Source organism: Actinoplanes sp. NBC_00393, assembly GCF_036053395.1.
GTDB lineage: Bacteria > Actinomycetota > Actinomycetes > Mycobacteriales > Micromonosporaceae > Actinoplanes.
In genome coordinates, this window is record NZ_CP107942.1 from 9,796,771 (window position 1) to 9,817,152 (window position 20,382).

27 protein-coding genes are annotated in these 20,382 nt (G+C 70.5%); 10 read left to right on the forward strand and 17 right to left on the reverse strand.

The genetic code is table 11. The features are described 5' to 3' along the window. Positions 1-3 precede the first annotated feature (3 nt). The 5 genes from OHA21_RS45415 to OHA21_RS45435 form a co-directional block, all read right to left on the reverse strand. Positions 4-945 (reverse strand): MHYT domain-containing protein, encoded by a 942-nt coding sequence (locus OHA21_RS45415; RefSeq protein WP_328466124.1) that lies wholly within the window; start codon positions 943-945, stop codon positions 4-6. A gap of 202 nt (positions 946-1,147) precedes the next feature. Next, positions 1,148-1,294 carry a GPGG-motif small membrane protein gene (locus OHA21_RS45420; protein ID WP_328466126.1) on the reverse strand — a complete coding sequence of 49 codons (147 nt, stop codon included), beginning with the start codon at positions 1,292-1,294 and terminating at the stop codon, positions 1,148-1,150. A 55-nt stretch (positions 1,295-1,349) separates the two neighbouring features. After that, positions 1,350-2,093, reverse strand: a complete 744-nt coding sequence (locus tag OHA21_RS45425; protein ID WP_328466128.1) for a metallophosphoesterase family protein — start codon at positions 2,091-2,093, stop codon at positions 1,350-1,352. Further along, positions 2,090-2,338, reverse strand: a complete 249-nt coding sequence (locus tag OHA21_RS45430) for a hypothetical protein (protein WP_328466130.1) — start codon at positions 2,336-2,338, stop codon at positions 2,090-2,092. Before OHA21_RS45430 ends, OHA21_RS45425 begins: the two co-directional genes overlap by 4 nt. Position 2,339: 1 nt before the next feature. Then, positions 2,340-2,924 (reverse strand): nucleotidyltransferase family protein, encoded by a 585-nt coding sequence (locus tag OHA21_RS45435; protein ID WP_328466132.1) that lies wholly within the window; start codon positions 2,922-2,924, stop codon positions 2,340-2,342. A gap of 140 nt (positions 2,925-3,064) precedes the next feature. Here OHA21_RS45435 and OHA21_RS45440 point away from each other — a divergent pair, with 140 nt between their 5' ends. Next, entirely contained in the window at positions 3,065-3,811 is a 747-nt protein-coding gene (locus OHA21_RS45440; RefSeq protein WP_328466134.1) for a thymidylate kinase, read from the forward strand. On the opposite strand, the gene OHA21_RS45445 is transcribed toward OHA21_RS45440, so the two are convergent. Then, positions 3,802-4,491: an SDR family NAD(P)-dependent oxidoreductase gene (locus OHA21_RS45445; protein WP_328466136.1), complete on the reverse strand. Its 690-nt coding sequence runs from the start codon at positions 4,489-4,491 to the stop codon at positions 3,802-3,804. The genes OHA21_RS45440 and OHA21_RS45445 overlap by 10 nt on opposite strands. Before the next feature lie 524 nt (positions 4,492-5,015). Between OHA21_RS45445 and OHA21_RS45450 the strand changes: the two genes are divergently transcribed. Further along, positions 5,016-6,017 (forward strand): sigma-70 family RNA polymerase sigma factor, encoded by a 1,002-nt coding sequence (locus OHA21_RS45450; RefSeq protein WP_328466138.1) that lies wholly within the window; start codon positions 5,016-5,018, stop codon positions 6,015-6,017. Between the two features lie 71 nt (positions 6,018-6,088). Here the strand turns inward: OHA21_RS45450 and OHA21_RS45455 are convergent, their stop codons facing one another. The 3 genes from OHA21_RS45455 to OHA21_RS45465 all read right to left on the reverse strand — a co-directional run bounded on the left by OHA21_RS45455 (position 6,089) and on the right by OHA21_RS45465 (position 8,189). After that, positions 6,089-7,051 (reverse strand): C40 family peptidase, encoded by a 963-nt coding sequence (locus OHA21_RS45455; protein ID WP_328466140.1) that lies wholly within the window; start codon positions 7,049-7,051, stop codon positions 6,089-6,091. A gap of 351 nt (positions 7,052-7,402) precedes the next feature. Next, the gene (locus OHA21_RS45460; protein ID WP_328466142.1) at positions 7,403-7,726 is read right to left on the reverse strand and encodes a DUF3817 domain-containing protein; all 324 of its coding nucleotides are present in this window, start codon (positions 7,724-7,726) and stop codon (positions 7,403-7,405) included. Positions 7,727-7,757: 31 nt separating this feature from the next. Continuing rightward, complete coding sequence (locus OHA21_RS45465; protein ID WP_328466144.1) at positions 7,758-8,189, reverse strand: hypothetical protein; 432 nt, start codon at positions 8,187-8,189, stop codon at positions 7,758-7,760. Positions 8,190-8,275: 86 nt separating this feature from the next. Here OHA21_RS45465 and OHA21_RS45470 point away from each other — a divergent pair, with 86 nt between their 5' ends. Both OHA21_RS45470 and OHA21_RS45475 read left to right on the forward strand, forming a co-directional pair. Next, positions 8,276-8,527 carry a DUF6158 family protein gene (locus OHA21_RS45470; protein ID WP_328466146.1) on the forward strand — a complete coding sequence of 84 codons (252 nt, stop codon included), beginning with the start codon at positions 8,276-8,278 and terminating at the stop codon, positions 8,525-8,527. A gap of 39 nt (positions 8,528-8,566) precedes the next feature. Continuing rightward, positions 8,567-9,085 carry a DUF1360 domain-containing protein gene (locus OHA21_RS45475; RefSeq protein ID WP_328466148.1) on the forward strand — a complete coding sequence of 173 codons (519 nt, stop codon included), beginning with the start codon at positions 8,567-8,569 and terminating at the stop codon, positions 9,083-9,085. Here OHA21_RS45475 and OHA21_RS45480 read toward each other — a convergent pair. After that, positions 9,082-9,285 (reverse strand): hypothetical protein, encoded by a 204-nt coding sequence (locus OHA21_RS45480; RefSeq protein WP_328466150.1) that lies wholly within the window; start codon positions 9,283-9,285, stop codon positions 9,082-9,084. The genes OHA21_RS45475 and OHA21_RS45480 overlap by 4 nt on opposite strands. A 289-nt stretch (positions 9,286-9,574) precedes the next feature. Here OHA21_RS45480 and OHA21_RS45485 point away from each other — a divergent pair, with 289 nt between their 5' ends. Further along, complete coding sequence (locus OHA21_RS45485; protein WP_328466152.1) at positions 9,575-9,778, forward strand: hypothetical protein; 204 nt, start codon at positions 9,575-9,577, stop codon at positions 9,776-9,778. A gap of 49 nt (positions 9,779-9,827) precedes the next feature. After that, complete coding sequence (locus OHA21_RS45490; protein WP_328466154.1) at positions 9,828-10,631, forward strand: GAF and ANTAR domain-containing protein; 804 nt, start codon at positions 9,828-9,830, stop codon at positions 10,629-10,631. On the opposite strand, the gene OHA21_RS45495 is transcribed toward OHA21_RS45490, so the two are convergent. The 5 genes from OHA21_RS45495 to OHA21_RS45515 all read right to left on the reverse strand — a co-directional run bounded on the left by OHA21_RS45495 (position 10,628) and on the right by OHA21_RS45515 (position 14,283). Then, positions 10,628-10,936, reverse strand: a complete 309-nt coding sequence (locus OHA21_RS45495) for an antibiotic biosynthesis monooxygenase family protein (protein WP_328466156.1) — start codon at positions 10,934-10,936, stop codon at positions 10,628-10,630. The genes OHA21_RS45490 and OHA21_RS45495 overlap by 4 nt on opposite strands. Positions 10,937-10,994: 58 nt before the next feature. After that, complete coding sequence (locus tag OHA21_RS45500; protein WP_328466158.1) at positions 10,995-12,638, reverse strand: MDR family MFS transporter; 1,644 nt, start codon at positions 12,636-12,638, stop codon at positions 10,995-10,997. Continuing rightward, positions 12,635-13,108: a MarR family winged helix-turn-helix transcriptional regulator gene (locus OHA21_RS45505; protein ID WP_328466160.1), complete on the reverse strand. Its 474-nt coding sequence runs from the start codon at positions 13,106-13,108 to the stop codon at positions 12,635-12,637. The genes OHA21_RS45500 and OHA21_RS45505 overlap by 4 nt, the downstream gene beginning before the upstream one ends. 9 nt (positions 13,109-13,117) lie before the next feature. Beyond that, complete coding sequence (locus OHA21_RS45510) at positions 13,118-13,726, reverse strand: class I SAM-dependent methyltransferase (RefSeq protein WP_442875210.1); 609 nt, start codon at positions 13,724-13,726, stop codon at positions 13,118-13,120. 65 nt (positions 13,727-13,791) lie between these two features. Further along, positions 13,792-14,283 carry an HTH domain-containing protein gene (locus OHA21_RS45515; protein WP_328466164.1) on the reverse strand — a complete coding sequence of 164 codons (492 nt, stop codon included), beginning with the start codon at positions 14,281-14,283 and terminating at the stop codon, positions 13,792-13,794. A gap of 225 nt (positions 14,284-14,508) precedes the next feature. Here OHA21_RS45515 and OHA21_RS45520 point away from each other — a divergent pair, with 225 nt between their 5' ends. Continuing rightward, a complete protein-coding gene (locus tag OHA21_RS45520) occupies positions 14,509-15,165 on the forward strand; it encodes a response regulator transcription factor (protein ID WP_328466166.1) in 657 nt (218 codons plus the stop codon). Positions 15,166-15,252: 87 nt separating this feature from the next. Then, positions 15,253-16,554 carry a hypothetical protein gene (locus OHA21_RS45525; RefSeq protein WP_328466168.1) on the forward strand — a complete coding sequence of 434 codons (1,302 nt, stop codon included), beginning with the start codon at positions 15,253-15,255 and terminating at the stop codon, positions 16,552-16,554. Between the two features lie 40 nt (positions 16,555-16,594). On the opposite strand, the gene serA is transcribed toward OHA21_RS45525, so the two are convergent. Beyond that, positions 16,595-17,812, reverse strand: a complete 1,218-nt coding sequence (serA, locus tag OHA21_RS45530) for a phosphoglycerate dehydrogenase (RefSeq protein WP_328466170.1) — start codon at positions 17,810-17,812, stop codon at positions 16,595-16,597. A 179-nt stretch (positions 17,813-17,991) separates the two neighbouring features. Next, positions 17,992-18,915, reverse strand: coding sequence for an aminoglycoside phosphotransferase family protein (locus OHA21_RS45535; protein WP_328466172.1), 924 nt, complete (start codon positions 18,913-18,915; stop codon positions 17,992-17,994). A gap of 73 nt (positions 18,916-18,988) precedes the next feature. Between OHA21_RS45535 and OHA21_RS45540 the strand changes: the two genes are divergently transcribed. Beyond that, the gene (locus tag OHA21_RS45540; RefSeq protein WP_328466174.1) at positions 18,989-19,195 is read left to right on the forward strand and encodes a hypothetical protein; all 207 of its coding nucleotides are present in this window, start codon (positions 18,989-18,991) and stop codon (positions 19,193-19,195) included. A 155-nt stretch (positions 19,196-19,350) separates the two neighbouring features. Continuing rightward, positions 19,351-20,223: a DMT family transporter gene (locus OHA21_RS45545; protein WP_328466176.1), complete on the forward strand. Its 873-nt coding sequence runs from the start codon at positions 19,351-19,353 to the stop codon at positions 20,221-20,223. The last annotated feature ends 159 nt before the right edge of the window (positions 20,224-20,382 follow it).

Genomic DNA, 20,382 nt, shown 5'->3' on the forward strand with positions numbered 1-20,382 from the left:
CGATCAGCTACCGGATGTCGCCGGAGGCACCACGGGAGTTGCCGCCGGGGCCGGCCGTGGCGAAGGGCGGGGCCGGTTTCCCGGCGTCCGGTTGGTCATCACGGCCCGCGCCGCGGGGGAGAGCCGGACCGAGCCCATCGATGCCTGCTTCAACGACCACGGCTGCGCGTTCTCGGCGTGTACCCCGCGCTTCGGGGTGCCCGCGCCGTCGGTGAACTCCTCCTCGGTCATCGCCTGCAGGGCGCTGAGGGCGACGCCGACGATCGTGGCCGCGGTGATCACCGTGATCGGCACCAGCATGGTGAGCGGGCGGATGCCGCCGGGCGCGGGCGCGTTCGGGTCCAGCTCGATCGACATGGCCGCCATCCCGGTGTAGTGCATGCCGCAGACCGCGAGCGCCATGATCGCGGCGGCGGCGCTGACCTTCGCCCAGCCCCGGACCGAGGTGGCGAACCAGAGCGCCACGGTGCTGGCCGCGACCGCGATCATCGTGGAGACGGCCACCAGCGCCGGGTGGTAGTGGATCGTGGCGGGCAACCGCATGCCTTCCATACCGGTGAAGTGCATCGCGATCACGCCGCCGCCGGTGAGGATCCCGGCCGCGACAGTCTTCGCGGCGCTGCGCTCGCCGTGCCCGACCACCATCAGGCCGACACCGACGGTCAGCACCGCGAAGGCGAGGCTGAGCAGGGTGAGCGTGAGGTCGTAGCGGACCGGGCTGTCCGGCACGTCGAAGCCGAGCATCGCGGAGAAGTGCATGAGCCAGATGCCGCCACCGCCGATCGCGAACGCGGCGATCACCAGCCACCGGTTGCGACGGCCGCGGTTGTGCGCGTCCCGCGCCCGGCCGGTGCAGAGCAACCCGAGGAACGACCCGAGGAACGCCAGCAGATAGGCGGCTATCGGGTTGTACGCCCCGTAGGTGAAGTGATGGACGTGAGCCACTGATGACCTCGCGAAAGTCGGCGATCGAACGCCGAGATTGAGTCAGAAATCAGCGGATGTTCATCGCACCTCGTGTGCGGCTCGGCCGAAAGAGAACCGGGGCCACCGTCGCCCGGGTCCGCATCGGACCAAGGCGGCGGCGACCCCGGTTCCGGGTCGTCGGTAGTGTTCAGGGGGATGTGGAGCTTTCCTTCAGGGTGTGTCAAACATTGAAGATGCTGACACCGCCGGGGCCCACCAGCAGACCGACGATGATCAGCACGACACCCCAGAGGATCTGCCGCCGGAACAGCGCGAGGATGCCGGCGACCACGAGAATTACCGCGAGAATCCAAAGCAGAAAGGCCATGCGCTGGGATTACCCGTACCCCTGAAATCGAAAACCTGTGATCCGGCTCGCCGGATCACACATGTGCCAGCTCGGTGTCCACAGCCTCGGACAGCAGTTGGTACACGTTGTACGCCTGCTTGATCACCGGGTGTGCGACGTTGCGGACCGGGACGCCGCCCGGCGTGCGGCCGCGTTCCGAACCGTGGTGGGCGTGCCCGTGCAGGGCCAGCGCGGTCGGCGCCGAGTCGATCGCCTGCCCGAGCTGGTAGCAGCCCAGGAACGGGTAGATCTCCAGCGGCTCGCCGACCAGTGTCTCCGGCACCGGCGCGTAGTGGGTGAGCGCGACCAGCGCGTCACACTCCACCGACCGCAGCGCCTCGCCCAGCCGGGCCGAGATGTCCTCGGTGGTGCCGACGAAGTTCTTCATCTCCCGCTCGCCGAAGTTGCTGGCACAGGCCCCGGCGAAGCCGCCGCCGAACCCCTTGGCGCCGGCTATGCCGAGCCGGTGACCGTTGATCTCCAGCACCGTCGCCGAGCACTCCAGCACGGTGATCCCGGAGTCGGTCAGCACCTTGCTCACGTCGTCCTGCAGGTCGCTCTGGTGGTCGTGGTTGCCGAGCACCACGACGACCGGCACCGCCAGGCCGCCGAACTCCTCGGCGAAGCAGCGGGCCTCCTCGACCGTCCCGTGCCGGGTCAGGTCACCGGCGACGAGCAGCGCGTCGGCCCGGTCGGGCAGCTGCTCCAGCGCCGGCCGGTAGCGGCCCACGACGTCCTTGTCCACGTGGACGTCGCCCACGGCAGCGATCCGGATCATGAAATCTCCTCCACCTCGCTGGGCGCCTGTGCCCGGGTGATGCCGATGTCACAGGTGATCTCGATCTCGGGGAAGCGGCTGGTGATCTGGCGGCAGATCTCGTCGCGCCGCTGGGCGCTCTCCACCTCCCCGCCGAGCACCACCACGTTCTCCCGGTGTTGCACCGTGATGCCCTGTTCGGCGATCCGGTCGTGCTCGGTGAGCAGACGCTGGATCTCGGCCTCCAGGTCGATCTGGTGGGTCATCTCATCCCCCTACCTTCAACTCCCGCTCGCCCGGGAACGGGACGACTTCCAGCCGGTCCAGCAGCACGAGGAATGACTCCGCGTAAGGGGACTTCAGGGTCTCCCGGCGTACCCGGTCCCAGTCGATCTGCTCGCGCAGGGAGCGGGCGACCGGCAGCCCGGTGGCGAAGTCGCAGTAGTGCTGGCTGTAGCTGAGCAGCTTGTGAATCATCAGTTGGCTGGCGGAGAGCACCGGCATGTAGATCGCCTCGACCGAGATCTGGTCGGTGTCGTGCAGCGTCTCGTTGGTCACCGGCGACTCCACCGGGCGGTAGATCAGGTCCACCATCCGGCCCTCGTCGAAGACCTTGACCAGCCAGTCCTCCGGCGGCTGCTCGGCTTCGAAGCCGACTGCGGCGAGCTCCTGCAGCGCCCGGTCCTTGTCCTGCTCGCGGATCAGAAAGTCCGCGTCATGATCACTTGAGTAGCCACCTCGGGCGTACACCGCGAAACTTCCACCCAGCGCGAACGGTATGTCGGCCGCTTTCAGGGCCGATGCGACGCGCTTCAAGGTGGTGGCCAAACCCTCGTCCACACGGTGTGGCATGGAGACCTCCTGTCCCGTGTCCGGTCCGTGAACGACTACCCGGAGTCGCCACACCTTGAACCCCTCGCACCATTCTGGTACGGCCGGGAACCGTTGCGATGCGGAACTGAAGGTGCAGCACCGGGCTACCGTCGGTTGGTATGGCTCTCCTCGCGCAGTCCCCGTCGGCCGGCCGTCGTGTGCGCACCGTCGCCCTGGTCGGCATCGACGGCTCCGGTAAGACCACCCAGGCGCACCGGCTGGCCGCGGAACTGGCTGCTGCCGGGCTGCCGGCTGTGTACCGGCGCAACGCCGGCGGGCGGCACTGGTTCGGCCGTCTCGCCGGGCTGTTCGGCAAGGAGGACGGCGAGCAGTTGCTGGGCCGCCGGGCCATGCTCGGTGTCGAGTCGGTGCTGCGCTGGCTCGCCATCGCCCGCACGCTGCTGCGCCGGGCGCTGCGCCGCGAGATCGCCGTGATGGACCGGTACGCGGTCTGCCAGTACGCGAGCCTGCGCTCCCACGGCGCCCGGCCGTCCGCCGAGCGCCGCGCCCGCCTGGCCTACCGCCTGTTCCCGAAGCCGGACGTGACGCTGCTGCTCGCCGTGGACCCCGAGGTCGCCCACGAGCGGATCGAGCGCCGCGGGTACGACCACGAGTCGATGGACTACCTGCGGGCCGCCACGAAGGCGTACGAGTCGCTGCCCGAGTACCCGGATTTCGTGGTGATCGACGCGAACGGCACCCCGGACCAGGTGAGCGCCCTGATCCGGGTGGCTCTGCTGGCTGGCTCCGCTTCGCTCCGCGGCGATCGCCTTGTAACCGGTGAGATGGCGGCCGAACCGACCGGGCCGGTGGCGCTGCCGGAGCCGCGTTCGCCGGAGCCCGAGGCGGAGCCGGTTCAGGCCTGACCGTAAACCGGGATCTGCGCGCCGCTGGTCGGCGCCGACGCGTCCGAGGCGAGGAAGAGCAGCACCGCGGCGATCTGCTCCGGGCTCACCCAGCGGTCCTGGTCGGCGTCCGGCATGGCCGCGCGGTTCGCCGGTGTGTCGATCACGCTGGGCAGCACGGTGTTGCACCGGACGTTCTGCTTCTTGTACTCGACGGCGACCGCCCCGGCGAACCCGAGCACCGCGGCCTTGGCGGTTACATATCCGGCCGCGCCCGGGAAGGGGGCCACCGCGGCCCGCGACGAGACGCAGACCACCGAGCCGCCGCCGGCCGCCACCAGGTGCGGCAGGGCAGCGGCCGTGGTCAGGTACGTCGGCCGGAGGTTGATCGCGAGCATCGACGCGAACTCGTCGAACGGCGTGTCGGCGACCAGACCGCCGCCCGCGTACCCGCCGGCCAGGTTGACCACGGCCCCCAGCGGCGCCCCGGGATCTCCGGCTGCGGTGGCGGCCGCGGCCCGTACCTCCGCCTCGACCGTGAGATCCGCTTCCACCGGGACCACGCCGGTGGGCAGCCGGCCGGCCGTCCCCGGCCGTGCCGGAGCGACCACTCGCCAGCCGGCAGCCAGAAACGCGGAGATGGTGGCCCCGCCCAGCCCACCGGTACCACCGGTCACCAATGCCGTACGCGTATCCGTCATGCGGAGCAGCTTGTCACACCGAAGGGGATGTAATTTTCCTCACTTCTCCGTGGAAACTGGCCGTCACCTGGGAATGTTCCGGCTTCCCGGCACGTCACCCGTGTGGGCGAGTGAACTGTGGCGCAGCGTGGCGCATCGTGACCGATGGTCCCGTTCCGGCACACCGCGCGGGATTTTGCGGTGGCGTTTGTTTCAGGCCTGTTGTCGGCCGGCCGATGCTGCACATGAACCCCGCAGGCGTGAAACCCGTACACGGGGGTGACGAGCATCGCGCAGCCCCGGTGATGCCCGTCGCTGTGACGATGAGAGGCCGAATGGTGTTATGAGGAGCGCCGTGGGTATCCGCCTGTCTACGAGACGGGCGCCGAGAGAACGCACTCAGGTACCGCGCACTGGGCTCTCAGGTAAGACCCAGGCATTCGTGACACTTTCGACCCACCAGCTGGAATCAGCGCAGGCAGCAATTTGTTATGTGGATGTCAGCACCGCAATGCACGAGCTGCGGACGTTACGGGAGAGGGCTGATGGACGCAGGTAATGCCCGTAACCGGGTTAGTGACGGCAATGAGGGGACCGTGGGCAACGTGGAGAAGAGCACCGTGATGCGTACCGACCAGGTCGCCGAAGAGCGCGACCTCGTCGGAGTCTACCTGCACGAGATCTCCCGGACGCCGCTGTTGGACGCCGCGCGGGAGGTCGAACTCTCCAAGGCAATCGAGGCGGGCCTCTACGCTGAGCACCTGCTCGAACAGGGCGAGGTCCGTCGCGGCGTCAGCCGGGAGGAACTGGAGCGGCTCGTCACCGAGGGCCAGCGCGCGAAGGACCTGTTCATCAGGGCCAACCTCCGCCTGGTCGTCTCGATCGCACGCCGCTACGTGCGGTCCGGCATGCCGATGCTGGACCTGATTCAAGAGGGCAACACCGGTCTGGTCCGCGCCGTCGAGAAGTTCGACTACGAGCGCGGCTACAAGTTCTCCACCTACGCCACGTGGTGGGTGCGGCAGGCGATCAGCCGGGCCATCGCCCAGCAGGAGCGCACCGTCCGGCTTCCCGTGCACCTGGTCGAGGACGTCAACCGGATGCGCAATGTCACCCGCCAGCTCGTCCGTGAGCTGGGCGGCGACCCCGAGCCGGAGCAGGTCGCGAAGGCGCTCGGCGTCACCGTGGAGCGGGTCAACGAACTCACCCGCTGGGCCCAGGACACCGTGTCCCTGGACACCCCGGTCGGCGACGACGGCGACACCAACCTCGGTGACCTGGTCGCCGACAGCGACGCCCCGTCGCCCGAGGAGATCGTGCTGAACGCTCTGGAGCGCCAGCGCATCGAGGGTCTGCTCAACCACCTGGACGACCGCTCGGCCGGCATCATGCGGGCCCGCTACGGCCTCGAGGACGGCCGCGAGCACTCGCTGACCGAGGTGGCCTCCCGCTTCTCGCTCAGCCGGGAGCGGATCCGCCAGCTCGAGATCCAGGCGCTCGGCCGGCTGCGTGAGCTGGCCCGGGCCGAGGGCCTGCAGGCCGCCTGACACTGATTCGCCCCCCGATATACACCAGAAAGGCCGGCGCCTCGAGGCGCCGGCCTTTTGCGGTGCTTGGACTACTTGACCCGGCCGTAGCCGTTCGGCGTCATGATGTCGATCGTCCGGTGCAGAACGTCGCGGCCCGCGGAGGGCGCGTCGATGATCTTTCCGCCGCCGACGTAGATGGCGACGTGCCCGTTCGAGCGGTAGAACACCAGGTCACCCGGCTGCAGATCGGACCGGCTGATCCGGGCGGTCGCGCTGTACTGCGCGGCCGCGTTGTGCGGCAGCGACTTGCCCGCCGCGGCCCAGGCTGCCGAGGTCAGACCCGAGCAGTCGTACGAGTTGGGGCCGGAGTCGCCGTAGCCGTACGGCTTACCGATCTGGTTGAACGCGAAGGTCACGGCCTTGCCGGCGGAACCGGGGATGTCGGGGATCTTGCCGGTGTAGGAACCGGTGTCCTCGGTCTTGCTGCCGTAGAGCTGCTCGCGCATGTCCAGCAGATCGTCGAGGTCGCCCTCGATCTTCTTCTTGCGGTCGGCCAGTTCCTGGACCTGAGCGGTCTGCTTGGTCTGGGTGGCCTTGAGCGCCGCCTTGCGCTCCGCGTACGTCGCGGTGGTCTCCTCGTACGCGTCGATGTCCTGCTGGTTCGACTGGGCGATCTGCTCGAGGAAGGCCATCCGCTCCAGAAGGCTGTTCTCGTCGCCGTCCACGAGCACGTTCAGCGGGCCGACTTTGCCCTGGATGTAGGAGGTGGCGGCGATGGTCTGCACCTTGGCGGTGGCGACCTTGAGCGCGGCCTCGGTCGGCTTCAGCGAGGCTTCCAGCTTTGCCGTGTCGGCCTTCGTCTTCTTCAGGTCGAGCCGCAGCTTGTTGTACGACTCGGTGACGTCCTCGAGCTTCTCCGACGCGGCGTCGATCTTCTTCTTGAGTTCGCTCTCGGACGGAGCCGCGTGCGCGGCCGTCGCGCCCGACGTGGTGATCGCGAAGGCGGTCAGCGCGACCACGAGCGCCCGGAGCCGGGTACGGGGGTGTGGCACTGGTCAGGGGCCTTTCTTCCGCTTGGCCGCCCACCGGGGGTGTCGACGCCGGATCCGGCGGCTCGGCGGGCGGGAAGAAGGCCCTTACCGCTGGATTGCCGGTGTCCGGTAGCGACGACCGCCGCTCCTGAGGGGAAGCGGCGGCCGGCACTGATGATTAGGCGGCGTTGGCCGGCGCCACCCGAGGGTTTGTGGCTGCGGACCGAACCAACCGCATTAACCTATCGACGGAAGAAAAGAAATCAAGGCCTGCCCGAGTGATTTATGCCAATAGCCGGGCTTGCGTGGTTAATCCCGATAACTGACCGTCATTCAACGGCCGCTGAGCGTTATTTCGGCGGGATAAACGGACTATTCGCTCAGTGCCGGTTCGTAAGCGGAGTTCGGCAGCCAGTGGTGCGTGACGCGGCGCTCGGCCCAGAACGAGAAGAACGGAATGGTGCCGGCCAGCATTACCAGGAGCATGCGGCCGAACGGCCACTTCGCCCGGCGCGCGAGATCGAAGGTCAGCACCAGATAGACCATGTACAGGAAGCCGTGGAACGGGCCGACCAGTTCCACCACCGTCGGGTTGTCGGCCAGGTACTTCAGTGGCATGCCGATCACCACGAGGAGGATGAGGACCACGCCGACGATCCAGGCGATGATCCGGTAACGGGTGAGGGCTCCCTGCACGGCGGGTGTCTCCTTGCTTTTCTTCAGACGTCTACTGCGGGATGCGGCCGGGGTAGTCCGCGGGCCGGGCGCCCGGGTGCGCGTTCAGCCAGGCCAGATAGTCGTTGTAGGCCGACAGGTCGGGATCGGCGTCGTCCGCCGCGGTGGCCTGCGCCGTCACGCGGACCGGGCGGCCCGGGACGATCGGGGCGCCCGCGGGACGGGGTGCGGCCGGGGCGGGCGTCTCCTCGGCCACCGGCTCCGTCTCGCCGCGGGCGCGGCGCCGGGCGACCTGAACCTCGCGGTACCAGATGAAGACGACGAAGCCCCCGAAGACCGGCCACTGGAACATGTAACCCCAGCTGACCGAGTTGCCCTCGGCGGCGCGGCTGAACTGCCACCAGCCCAGGCCGAGGCAGCCCGCGGTCAGCACGAGCGCGACGAAATGCCGGGCTATCCACGCCGGGGTCCACAGCCCTTTCATGTCCTCGAGCGTACCGGCGCGGGTTTGGCGTTCGTCCGCACGGGCAACCGTCCTGCCTAGCGACGGTGAATGAGGGGGTGTGCACGATGACGGACGCGCGATTCGAGGACGGCGCGGCAGTGGTCTTCGACACCGGTATCGACCCTGCGGGGCTGGCCGACGACGACCTGTTCCGCGAACTCGGCAGTCTTTACCGGACCAGGCTGCAGACCCTGCGGCACGGACCGGACGCGGCTCTGGAGAACCACTTCAAACGCACCGCGGAGCTCGAGACCGAGTACATGGCGCGGTACCCCGGCCGGGAGGTCGACCCGGCCCGGCTCACCCAGACGTTCTGAACCGCGCTCGCCTGACATCCTGAGCAGAAGGAGAGACCGATGGCCTCGTTGCGTACCCGGCTGAACCGGACGGCCCGGGCCTACGCGCCGCACGACCACCGGCCGCTCGACGGTTACCTCGTCGCGATGGGCGCCTTCGGGGCGCTCGCGGGCAGTCTGGTGGCCGCCGCCCGGATGGGTGGCCGGCCGGTGCCGGAGCGCCCCGCGATGGCCGACGTGGCGCTGCTGTCGATCGCCACGCACAAGCTCAGCCGGCTGGTCGCCAAGGATGCGGTGACCAGCCCGCTGCGGGCCCCGTTCACCCGGTACACGGAGCCGGCCGGCGCGGCCGAGCTGAACGAGGAGGTCCGGGACGAGGGCAGCAGCGTCCGGCACGGCATCGGCGAACTGGTCACCTGCCCGTTCTGCCTGGCGGTCTGGGTGGCGACCGGACTGACCGGCGGCCTGGTGATCGCGCCCCGGCTCACCCGGCTGGCGGCGACCGCGCTCACCGCGACGGCCGTCTCGGACTTCCTCCAGATGGCCTACTCGATCGCCAAGGAGAAGGCCGAGGGCTAGTCCACGTCCACCGCGCGCAGGGCTTCGGCCGCCTCGTCCTGGGCGTACTCGCCCTCGGGCAGGGCGTCGATCCGGGTCAGCGCGGCGGCCGGCAGGTCCGAGGCGAGCGCGCGGCGCTGCAGATCACCGCTGGTCAGGCGTTCCTGGGCGTCGTACGCGGCGTCCAGGAACTCGTCCAGTGCACGGAGGTCTTCGGTCACGGGAGCGGCACTACCCGTACCGGCGGCGGGCAAACCCGGGCCTGTAATCCAGGTCACAGCACCTGCAGGAATCGCGGTGGCCTGCCGACAGTTGAGGACAGATGCCGGTGTGCCCAGTGTCCCCGGGCCTCACCCTTAGCCTTCACGGAATACCGTTCGGCTGGAGCCGTGTCGAGCCACTCGCCGCGAGGCGACCTGCACACCGGCATCTGCATCCGCGCCGCTCCCTGGGTCCGCCCGGGGAGCGGCGCGCTGTTTCCGGGCCCGGCCCGCGGGTATTCGATCACCCATGACCGATGACCGGACCGGGCAGCGCGCCGCCGACCTCCTCCCGGAGGAGCTCACGACGGGCAGTGCCGACCCGCGAGCCCAGGCCGAGGCGATCCTCGCCGACTCCGACGAGCGTGAGGAAGACCCCGGCGCCGCCCCGGACTCGTTTCTCGAGCGACGTCGCTCGGATGAGACGGTTTATCCCGACAACTACCCCCGATAGGGGCACCTGGTCGCCCACAGTTCTTGATCGACGTGGCAATATCCCTCGCGTGTCCGTCCCGCAACGCCGCGTTCCGGCCGTGCCCCGTGGCGCCCGGCTGAGCCGCCGCACCCTGCCTTCCGGCCTCCGCCGCACCACTCGTCCCGCCCGGGCCGGCCTTCCCGGCGCGACAGCGCAGCCGCATCCGCTGGAGCTGGCCGGGCTGCTGCACGAGCTGACCGTCCGGCTGCTCACCGCGGACCGGCTCACCCAGGCGCTGGACCGGCTCGCCACCTTCGGCGCGAGCGCGCTGCCGGGCGGGGTGGTGCGCTGCTCGGTCGCTCTGATCGGCGAGGGTGGGCCGCTGGTCAGCGCCGCCGCCGGGCGGCAGGTGGAGACCTTCGACCAGCAGCAGTACGCGCAGAGCACCGGCCCGGCCCTCGAAGCGGCCCGCAACCGTGCCCTGGTGACCTCGACCGACCTGGCCGGCGACCAGCGCTGGCCGGGGCTGGCCGCGGCCGCCCGGACCGACGGGCTCGGCGCGCTGGTGGCGGTCCCGCTCGACGTGCGGCGCAGCTCGGTCGGCGCGCTCAGCGTCTATCTGGAGCCGGCCGGCGAGATCGCCCCGGAACTGCTGCTCACCGCGATGGCGGTGGCCGGTCAGGCGGAGGTGCTGCTCGGCGAGCTGCACCGGCGGGAGGTGCTCACCGAGGGCGCCGAGGTGGACCGGGCGGTCGGTGTGATCATCGCGCAGCGCGGGTGCGGTGTGCAGGAGGCGTACGCGGTGCTGCACGAGAGCGCCCAGCGTCTCGGCCTGGACCGCCGCACGGTCGCCGAGCGGCTGCTGACCGCAGCCGCCCGCAACGCTGGTTAGGCCGGCTTCTCGACCTGCTGGACCACCTCGAACTCGAGCAGGCTGGCGCCGGTGGCCACCGGGCGACTGCGCTCGCCGGCGTGGGCCTCCTTGGCGCTGCCGTTCGACCAGGCCTGGAAGGCCTCCTCGGACTCCCAGCGGGTGTAGACGAAGTAGCGGTTCTCGCCGGCCACCGGGCGCAGCAGCTCGAAGCCGAGGAATCCGGGCGAGTTCTCCACGGCGCCGTGCCGGGCGGCGAACCGCTTCTCCAGCTCGGGGCCGGCGCCCTCGGGGACCTCAATCGCGTTGATCTTCACAACAGCCATGCCAGTCACGCTACCTGCGGGGCACGGAGATGGTGCTTACGCCGTACCCCACAGGGTTTCAGTCCTCGGTCTCCGCCTGCAAGGCGGCCTCGGCCCTGGCCTGTTGCGCCGAGCGCTGGGCCAGCGGCAGCTCCGGCAGGAAGAAGACCACGACCAGGCCGATCAGCATGACGCCGAAGGCGATCAGGTAGACGACGTGCACGCTGTCCGAGAAGCCGACCTTGAACGGGTGGGCGATCACGTCGGAGAGCTGGCTCAGGAACGACGTGTCGTTGAGCGCGTCGCTGCTGGTGGCGTGCTTGAGCAGCTCCTGCTGGGCCGGATCGGCCTGCAGCGCGGCCTGGAACTCGGGCGTCTTCTGCGCGCTGGTGAAGGCGTCGCGGATGTTGCCCGGCAGCACGTTGAACAGCACCGACAGGAAGACCGCGGTGCCCAGCGTGCCGCCCATCGAGCGGAAGAACGTCACCGCGCCGGTGGCCGTGCCGATCTCGCGTGGCGAGACCGCGTTCTGCACGGCGGTGATCATCGGCTGCATGTTGCTGCCCAGGCCGAGGCCCATCAGGACCATGACGAGCATGGTCTGCCACAGCGGGGTGTCCGCGCCGACCAGGGAGAACAGGAACAGCGCGATGACCATCAGGGTGCTGCCGACGATCGGGAAGATCCGGTAGCGGCCGGTCCGGGAGATCAGCTGGCCGGAGGTGATCGAGCCGGCCATGATGCCGACCACGAACGGGATCATCTGCAGGCCGGCCATGGTGGCCGAGGAGCCCTTCACGATCTGCAGGTAGAGCGGGACGGTCATCAGGCCGCCGAACATGGCCATGCCGAGGATCGTGCTGGAGGCGGCGCCGACCGCGACCGTGCGGTTGCCGAACAGCCGCAGCGGGAGCAGGGCCTCCTCCTTGTAGGCCCGCTCGGCCAGGATGAACCCGATCAGGCCGACCACGCCGATCACGTAGCAGGCGATCGCCCGGCCGGAGTCCCAGCCCCAGTCGCGGCCCTGCTCGGCGACGGTGAGCAGGGGCACCAGGCCGAGGATCAGGGTGAGCGCGCCGGGCCAGTCGATCCGGTGGTCGACGCGGTGGTGCGGCAGGTGCAGGACCTTGGCCACCACGGCCATCGCGGCGATGCCGATCGGCACGTTGATGAAGAACACCCAGCGCCAGCCGGCCGTGCCGAGGATGTTGTCGGCGCCGGCGAAGAACCCGCCGAGGATCGGGCCGAGCACGCTGGCGGTGCCGAAGACGGCGAGGAAGTAGCCCTGGTACTTGGCGCGTTCGCGGGGCGGGACGATGTCGCCGATGATCGCCAGCGCGAGCGACATCAGGCCGCCGGCGCCGATGCCCTGGATGGCCCGGAAGGCGGCCAGCTGCCACATGTTGTCGGACAGGCCGCAGAGGAACGAGCCGACGATGAAGACGCCGATGGCGAACAGGAAGAACGGGCGCCGGCCGTAGATGTCGGACAACTTGCCGTACAGCGGCGTGGAGATGGTCGAGGTGATCAGGAACGCCGTGGTCGCCCAGGCCTGCAGGTCGAAGCCGTGCAGGTCGTCAGCGATCGTACGGGTCGCGGTCGCCATGATCGTCTGATCGAGGGCGGCCAGGAACATGCCCATCATCAGGCCGCCGAGGATCGTCAGGATCTGGCGGTGCGTGAATTCCACCGGCTTGACGGCCGCTGGGCTGGCGTGGCTCACGGAATCTCCCGTGTGGGTGCGATCGGTTCGGTCTTGGGTAGCGCCTCGATCGAGCTGTTGAACTCTTCGAAGAGGTCGGTGAACGCGGTGATTCGCTCGGCGGGCCAGTCGCTCAGCGCCTGGCCGAGGAGCGCCACCCGGGCGGCGCGCAGCCGCTCGCAGGCGGCCTCGCCGGCCTCGGTGACCGCCAGCCGGGAGGCCCGGCCGTCCACCGGGTCGGCCTCGCGCCGGGCCAGGCCCGCCTTCACCAGCTGAGCGACCTGCCGGCTGATCGTCGACGGGTCGGCCTGCTTGATCTCGGCGAGATCGGTGACCCGCATCGGGCCGGAGGACTGGAGCGGGAGGAGCAGCATCAGCGCGGAGAACTCCGCGCCGAGGTCACTCGTCCTCAGCATGCCCCGGAACCGCGTGCCCATCCGGACGAACCGCACGATCTCGTCGGCGAGCCGGGTGATGTCCTGCTCCTGCATGCTTGCACCCTACAACTTGTTGCGTGGACCACGCATTTTCCAGATGCCGGTCGTCAGGGACTCGGTTTCCTCCAGGACGGCCGGCACCGGAACGACGTACTCGGTGACCAGCTCGAAGAGACGTTCCGGGAAATACCCGCGGCCGGGGTCGCCAACCAGCACGGACGCACCCCGTTGCTGGGCCGCGCGCAGCAGCGAGGTCATCGCCGGTGCGACGGTCGGGCTGTAGAAGACGTCCCCGGCGAGAACCACCTCGGGGTCGGTGACCCGGTCCGCCAGCGTCAGGTTGTTGGCGGCGGCGTTGCGGTGTGCGGCCGCGACCGCGGCCGGATCGATGTCGGCGGCCTCGACCTCGGCGGCGCCGCAGAAGGCGGCGGCGATCGCGGCCACGCCGGAGCCGGTCGCGACGTCGCGGACCCGGCGGCCGGCCACCTGGTCCGGATGGTCCAGCAGGTAGCGGGCGAGGGCCTGGCCGCCGGCCCAGGCGAACGCCCAGAACGGTGGTGGTTCGTCGCTGCGGAACTCGCCGCCGGTCAGGTCGAACAGGCCGACCGGGCGGTCGACCAGGTGGAGCGAGAGTTCCGGGGTGAACGGGACGGGTTGCAGCTTCGTCGGCAGCACGCCGGTGATTCTGCTCCTCGTTCAGATCGGCTGTGCGGCGTTCCGGGCGTGCCGTCGCTCGCTCAGATCGGCTGGGCGGCGCTTTCCGGGCGTGCCATCACGAGTTTTGCCCGGTACTCGGCGCGGGCCTCGGCTGCCCATGGGGCGTCCTCGCCCTCCAGCAGCGGGCGGGAGGCGAGGAAGGCCGCGGCGGTCAGCGGGCGTGCGGCGCGCTCGGCCGGGCGGCCGGCGGCGGCGCTGATCAGCGCGTCGAAGGTGGCGACGTCGATGCGAACCCGCTCCGGGTCCAGGAAGTAGAGGCCGCGGTGGCCGATGACGACGGAGTCACGGCCACGGGTACCCGGATCCAGGTGCTCACGGAGTATCTTGAGATCGCTCTTCACCGTGGCCGGTGTGATACCCAGCGTGTCGGCCAGCTCCACAAGCGACTGCTCACCCCGCAGCGCGAGGAGCGCGAGGAGGTGCCGCGGGCGCTCGCCACCGAAGTCGTCGCCGGCGAGGCGGATACCCCGGGTGCGGACCTCGACGTGGCCGAAGAGCTGGATGTCGTACATGATCAAAAACTGTGCGGCCGGGGGCCGTACGGCGGCAAGCCCCAATGCGAGGGGGTAAGTCGGCCGAAAGACTGGTTATCGCATCCGCTTGGCGGCATCCTTCTGTCGGCAGTACCGGCGCCGCCGGGCCCGGCGGCACAACGGGCACCTGTTGGTAGGGCGGGCTTCGGTTCGGGTAATCCTTAGACTGCGCGGAGCCCGCCGGGCGATAGAGGAAGGTGACGTATGGACAGCGACGAGGCGATCAGAGTGCTCGTCGTCGATGGCCACCAGACCTTCGCCGAGCTGCTCGGACACGCCCTCGCCGGGCAGTCCGACCTGCGGTGCGTGGGACATGCGCGGACCGGGGCGGAGGCACTGCGGCTCTGCGCCGAGCTGGTGCCGGACGTGATCGTTCTCGATCCGGAACTGTCCGATGCCGACGGGATCGCGATCACCGAGCTGATCCGGGTGCGCCAGCCCGACACTCGTGTGGTGATCCTCACTGCCAGCGAGGAGCAGGCGCTCGTGCGGCGTGCCACGGCGGCCGGTGCCGCCGGGTTCCTGTCGAAGAACGGTGCCCTCGGTGACGTGCTGAACGCGCTGCGCACCGCGCACGGCGGCGGGATGACGGTGTCCACCGACATCCTGGCCCGGCTGCTGCGCAGCACCACGCCGGTCAGCGCACCCCGCGGCGGTGGTCTCACCGCCCGCGAGGACGAGGTGTTGCAGCTGATGGCGGCCGGGTTGGACGCCCGGGCGGTGGCCCGTCGGCTGGGTATCAGCGTGCACACGTGCCGTGGTTATCAGAAGGCGGTTCTGGCCAAATTGGGCGCGCACAGTCAGCTCGAGGCGGTGGCGATCGCGACCCGGCGTGGACTTGTGCGACCTGACCCGCGGTAAACCTTCCGGTCACTCATCCGACAGGCCGATTCATCCGTACTCCCTGCGGGGGCGTCAATGCGAGGGCGCTGGGGCAGGGAGGAAGCAGTGGACCGTACCGCTGTCGACACATCGTCGGAGCCGGTGGTGAGTGGGGTGGCCGAGGAAGGCTCGGCCGGTGCTTCGCCCTTGCCGAAGCGCACGCCGCAGGCGTCGCGGGCGGCTGAGGTTCCGTCCGATACGTCGGTGAACTGGTTCGGGGACACCCCGCCTTCGGCTGAGCCCACGCCCACGCCCACGCCTGCGCCCGCGCCCGCGTCTTCGCCGCCGGCGTTCGGACCGGCCTCCCCGGCCGGGCCGGGGCGCGCCTCGTTCGGGTTCAGTGACGGGCCGATCGGTGGGCTGCGCAATCCGGCCCGCAGCGCGACCGAGTCCGGTGAGCTGCCGGTTGTCCAGGTGGACGCGTCCGCGACGCCGCCCGCGGATCCTGCTCCGGAGCCAACTCCCTGGATCCCGGTGCCGTTCGAGCCTGCCGCGCCGCGGGCGGCGACCGTCGACGGATGGGCGACCCCGGCCGTCGCCGCGCTGTGGCCCGGAGGCGACACCGGGCCGTCGGAACCCACGGTCTGGAGCGACACCCCCGCCGCTGCCCCGCCCCCGAGGCGCCGGCAGTCACGCCTGGTCTCCTTCGGGATGGCGCTGCTCGGGACGGTCGCCCTGGCCGCCCTCGCGCTGACCGGATTCGTCTACTACACCGGGCCGGACACCGAGCTCAGCCAGATGCTGCAGCTCGGCAAGAACGACGAACGGACGGTCAGCGGGGCGCTCGACGGGCGTACCGTCGCCACCTTCGAACTGCTCGCCGCGACCGACCGGGTCCGGCTGAGCGTCGCCGACCTCGGCACCGACCTGTACCGGATCAGCGCCCCGGACGGCGCCGGCATCCGCCCCAACCCGGAACTGCGCGAGGACCGGCTCACCCTGGACCTGGCCCGCGACCAGGCCGGCACCGGCGGCGAGATCGAAGTGGTGCTGGCCGCCACGGTGCGCTGGACGCTGCGCTTCTCCGGGTACGCCGCCGAGCGCGTCCTCGACCTCAGCAACGGACGGGTCACCCGGATCGAACTGGTCGGCGGAACCCGGCGGGCCGAGATGACGCTCGCCGAGGCGGCCGGGACGGTCCCGATGAAGATCACCGGCGGGATCGAGGAACTGGTGCTGCGCGCGCCCGCGGACAACCCGATCCGGGTGCGGGTCGGCGGCGGTGCGGCAACGGTCACGGCCGGCTCCCGCACGCTGCGTGACCTGCCGCCGGGTTCCACGCTGACGCCGAAGGACTGGCAGAAGGCGAACCGGTACGACGTCGACGCGGTCTCCGCCATCACCCAGCTGACCGTGGAGCAGTCCTGACCGGTGCGGCGCCCCTCCGGACGCCGCACCGGGCCGTTGCTCAGGACAGGACGCGCAGCCGGACCGTCTGCTCCATCGAGCGCAGCTGCTCCAGCACCTCGTCGCTGTAGCCGCGGGCGATGTCGGTGATCAGGTAGCCGTACTCCCCGCGGGTGCTCAGCATCTGGCCCTCGACGTTGACACCGTGCTCGGCGAGGATCCGGTTGACCTGGGCCAGCACGCCCGGGGTGTTCTTGTGCATGTGCACGATGCGGTGCATGCCGGGCAGCTCGGGCAGGGTCACGCCCGGCAGGTTCACGCTGAGCGTGGTGTTGCCCTCGCTCACGAACTTGGCCAGCTTGTTCGCCACGAAGCCGCCGATGTCCGACTGGGCCTCCTCGGTCGAACCGCCGATGTGCGGGGTGAGGATCACGTTCGGCAGGCCACGCAGCTCGGAGAGGAACTCGTCGCCGCGGCCCTTCGGCTCCTTCGGGAAGACGTCGACGGCGGCGCCGGACAGGTGCCCGCTCTTCAGCGCGTCCCGCAGGGCCAGGTGGTCGACGACGATGCCGCGCGACAGGTTGAGGAACAGGCTGCCCGGGCGCATCTTGGCGAACTGCTCGGCGCCGAAGAAACCGGCGTTGCCGGGGCGTCCGTCCACGTGCAGGGTGACGATGTCGCTGCTCTCCAGCAGCTCGTCCAGGCTGGCGCAGCGGTGCGCGTTGCTCAGGGCCAGCTTGTCGGCGGTGTCGTAGAACGAGACCGACATGCCCAGGTTCTCGGCGAGCACCGACAGCTGGGTGCCGATGTTCCCGTACCCGATGATGCCGAGACGGCGGCCGCGGATCTCGTGCGCGCCGTCCGCCGACTTGTCCCAGACGCCGGTGTGCATCAGCGCGTTCTTCTCGGTGAGCCGCCGGGTCAGCGCGATGATCTCGGCGATCGCCAGCTCGACCACCGAGCGGGTGTTGGAGAACGGCGCGTTGAAGACGGCCACCCCACCGGCGGTGGCGGCCGGCAGGTCGATCTGGTCGGTGCCGATGCAGAACGCGCCGATGCCCACCAGCTTGTCGGCGGCCTCCAGCACCTTCGCGGTCACCTGCGTCTTGGAGCGGATGCCGAGCAGGTTGACCCCGCGGATCCGCTCGATCAGCTCGGTCTCGTCGAGGGCGTTGCGCAGGGACTCGACCTGGAAGCCGTCCTCCTCGAGCCGGGACACCGCATCGGGGTGGATGCTCTCCAAAAGCAGGACTCGCACCTTGGCCTGGTCGATCATCATCTTCCGTTCCATGTTTCGGTTGGCCGCCCGGGCCGCCACGCCGAAGCCCAGTTCACAGGGCGTCAAGCCTAGTCCCCCGGCGAGCGGGGCCCGGTGCGGTGTGCTTGAGGTCCCATCTGCCGGTCAACCCGTCAACTGTTACGGGCAGGCAGCGGGTGTGGTTCAGCTCCGTTTCGGCGTCACCTGGTCAGGGCGGTTCGCAGCCAGGGCAGCAGCGCGTCGCCCTGGAAACGCTGGAAGGCCCGGACCGTGGGCAGGCCCGGTGGCGGCGGGCGCCGGGACTGGCGCTGGAAGTAACCGGTCACGCCGGCGATCACCGCCACCGCGTCGTCCCGGTCGACGCCGGCCAGCACGCGGGCCGGGTCGCCGCCGTGCACGATCACGTTCACCGCCAGCAGCACCGAGTCCAGCCAGGCCGGGCCGAGGCAGCCCCACGGCCAGTCCACGATGATGATGCGGCCGTCTTCGCGTACCAGCATGTTGTCGGCCCGGATGTCACCGTGCACGAGGGTCTCCCCGGCGGAGATCGCGGTGATGCCGCGCGAAGCGGCGTCCGCCAGAAGGTCCAGGTGGTGTGCCGCCCAGGGATCGAGGTCGGCCGGCGGGCCGGCGGCCAGCGCCGCCCAGCCACCGAAGTCAGCAGCCAGATAGTCGGTCGCCCGGGGCAGGCCGGGCACCGGCGCCGGCGTGAGCGCGGCCGCCAGGTCGTGCAGCGCGGTCACGGCCGCATCGATCTCCGAAGAAACCCACGGGGTACGCGGATGCGCGCCGGCCACGTCCTGGAGGATCAGCACGACCCAGTCGTCCTCGTCGAAGCCGCCCAGCAGGCGGGGCACCGGCGCGTGGCCCGGCAGCGCGGCGGTGATCCGCAGCTCGCGCCGGGCCATGACGGCCGAGTCCGGGTTGATGGCGGGAGTCACCGCCTTCACGAAGGCCCGCCGGCCGGAGGCGGTGCAGACCCGGTCGGCCGTGCCCGGCGAGAAACCGCCGGGCTGGGACCGGGCCTCGATGACCGGGCCGCCGCCGATGACATCCTCGACCCGGTGCCGGACCGGGACGGGGAGATCCGCCCAGCCGATCCGGACTCCGCTCGCTGTGACCATGCGGGGATCGTGGCAGGACCGGCCGCCACCGGGAAACGCATTTCTTGTCGTACCCGGGCGCGATGATGCGGGCATGGTCATCGACAGCTCTGAGTCGGCGGCCCGCGAGTGGCGGGCCGATCTGCAGCAGCGGGCGGCGGAGGCGGCACGGCGCCGGGCAGCGCGTGCGGCCGCGCGGCGATCAGCCGCACAGCGCCGGGCACACGGTCTGGTGGAGCGCAACGCGGCCCGGCTGGCCCGAGCCCGGACCCGGGTGACTCCGGTCGGCCCGGATGGGTAGATGATGCCCCTTTGTAGATTTCGCCGACTCCCTGGTCGGTATGGTCGATGGAGCGAGGTTCGCGCGATCGGGTGACGCCGTGACCGCGACGCGAGCGACCGGTGCGGGGCCGTGCGGTTCGCGGCCCGCGGTCCGGCGGGGCAGCGAGGTGGGCGATGGGGTCGCTGGGGTGGGCGGTCGGGCTCTCCCTGCTCTCTGCAGGCGCCTACGCGACCGCGGCCGTCGCCCAGGAGCGTCTCGCCGAGCACGGCCATCGTGGCTGGTCGCGGTGGGCGGTGGCGCTGCTGCTGACCGGCGCCGGGGTGGCGCTGCACGTGCTCGCGCTGAATTTCGGGACGGTCGCGGTGGTGCAGGCGCTCGGCACGCTGACGTTGCTGTTCGCGCTGCCCATCGAGGTGATTCGGTACCACACCCGGATCAGCCGGGCGGCCTGGCTCGACGCCGGTCTGACCGTCGCCGGCCTGGCCGTGATCCTCTCCCTGTCGGTGGAGTCGGAGGCGCCGGCGCTGCTCACCGATCCAGCCACCCGGGGCCTCGCGACGGTCACCGCCGGGGCCGTCCTCGCCTGCTCGCTGGCGGCCTGGCGGGCCGGTCCCCGCTCGCGCGCGATGCTGCTCGCGGCGGCGTCGGGCACCGCCTTCGGGATCGCCTCGGTGCTGTCGAAAGCGGTGCTGGCCTCCTTCACCAACGGCGGGGTGGGCGCGGTGTCCGGCTTCGCCGCCGGGATGGTCGTGGCCTTCGCGCTCACCGGTTACGTGCTCGGCCAGCTCTCCTATCGGGGCGCCGGCCTGGCCACGCCGCTGGCCACGGTCAGCGTGACGAACCCGCTGGTCGCCGCACTCGCCGGGGTGCTCCTCTTCGAGGAGGGTGTCCGCTTCGGGGCGGCCGGCCTGCTCGCGGCCGGGGTGGCGGCCTTGGTCATGGGCTGGGGAGTGGTCGGTCTGGCCCGGCGGACCGCCGGCACGGGGACGGGCACGCGAAAGCCGTCGGGGGGCACGACTCCGACGCAGCCCGCGGCCACCGGTTAGCGGTTGCTCGGCCCTCGGCCCCGCCCACCTTGGTGTGGTGTCGGCGCGCGGCCCTCGGCCCGGGGCCCTGCCCGCCCGGCGCGTTGTCGGCGTCCCTGCCTGGGCCGTGCGGTCACTTGCCGAGGTCCGCGGGCCGGGTTGCATCTTGCCCAGGATTCG

What these genes read in the sequence shown, in the direction of transcription:
- OHA21_RS45470 (WP_328466146.1), top strand. Translation starts at nt 8,276, where the DNA reads ATGACGGACGCGCGATTCGAGGACGGCGCGGCAGTGGTCTTCGACACC.
- OHA21_RS45540 (WP_328466174.1), top strand. Translation starts at nt 18,989, where the DNA reads ATGGTCATCGACAGCTCTGAGTCGGCGGCCCGCGAGTGGCGGGCCGAT.
- OHA21_RS45450 (WP_328466138.1), top strand. Translation starts at nt 5,016, where the DNA reads ATGGACGCAGGTAATGCCCGTAACCGGGTTAGTGACGGCAATGAGGGG.
- OHA21_RS45475 (WP_328466148.1), top strand. Translation starts at nt 8,567, where the DNA reads ATGGCCTCGTTGCGTACCCGGCTGAACCGGACGGCCCGGGCCTACGCG.
- OHA21_RS45420 (WP_328466126.1), bottom strand. Translation starts at nt 1,294, where the DNA reads ATGGCCTTTCTGCTTTGGATTCTCGCGGTAATTCTCGTGGTCGCCGGC.
- OHA21_RS45495 (WP_328466156.1), bottom strand. Translation starts at nt 10,936, where the DNA reads ATGGCTGTTGTGAAGATCAACGCGATTGAGGTCCCCGAGGGCGCCGGC.
- OHA21_RS45505 (WP_328466160.1), bottom strand. Translation starts at nt 13,108, where the DNA reads ATGCAGGAGCAGGACATCACCCGGCTCGCCGACGAGATCGTGCGGTTC.
- OHA21_RS45535 (WP_328466172.1), bottom strand. Translation starts at nt 18,915, where the DNA reads ATGGTCACAGCGAGCGGAGTCCGGATCGGCTGGGCGGATCTCCCCGTC.
- OHA21_RS45445 (WP_328466136.1), bottom strand. Translation starts at nt 4,491, where the DNA reads ATGACGGATACGCGTACGGCATTGGTGACCGGTGGTACCGGTGGGCTG.
- OHA21_RS45430 (WP_328466130.1), bottom strand. Translation starts at nt 2,338, where the DNA reads ATGACCCACCAGATCGACCTGGAGGCCGAGATCCAGCGTCTGCTCACC.
- OHA21_RS45520 (WP_328466166.1), top strand. Translation starts at nt 14,509, where the DNA reads ATGGACAGCGACGAGGCGATCAGAGTGCTCGTCGTCGATGGCCACCAG.
- OHA21_RS45435 (WP_328466132.1), bottom strand. Translation starts at nt 2,924, where the DNA reads ATGCCACACCGTGTGGACGAGGGTTTGGCCACCACCTTGAAGCGCGTC.
- OHA21_RS45440 (WP_328466134.1), top strand. Translation starts at nt 3,065, where the DNA reads ATGGCTCTCCTCGCGCAGTCCCCGTCGGCCGGCCGTCGTGTGCGCACC.
- OHA21_RS45465 (WP_328466144.1), bottom strand. Translation starts at nt 8,189, where the DNA reads ATGAAAGGGCTGTGGACCCCGGCGTGGATAGCCCGGCATTTCGTCGCG.
- OHA21_RS45425 (WP_328466128.1), bottom strand. Translation starts at nt 2,093, where the DNA reads ATGATCCGGATCGCTGCCGTGGGCGACGTCCACGTGGACAAGGACGTC.
- OHA21_RS45545 (WP_328466176.1), top strand. Translation starts at nt 19,351, where the DNA reads ATGGGGTCGCTGGGGTGGGCGGTCGGGCTCTCCCTGCTCTCTGCAGGC.
- OHA21_RS45515 (WP_328466164.1), bottom strand. Translation starts at nt 14,283, where the DNA reads ATGTACGACATCCAGCTCTTCGGCCACGTCGAGGTCCGCACCCGGGGT.
- OHA21_RS45485 (WP_328466152.1), top strand. Translation starts at nt 9,575, where the DNA reads ATGACCGATGACCGGACCGGGCAGCGCGCCGCCGACCTCCTCCCGGAG.
- serA (WP_328466170.1), bottom strand. Translation starts at nt 17,812, where the DNA reads ATGATGATCGACCAGGCCAAGGTGCGAGTCCTGCTTTTGGAGAGCATC.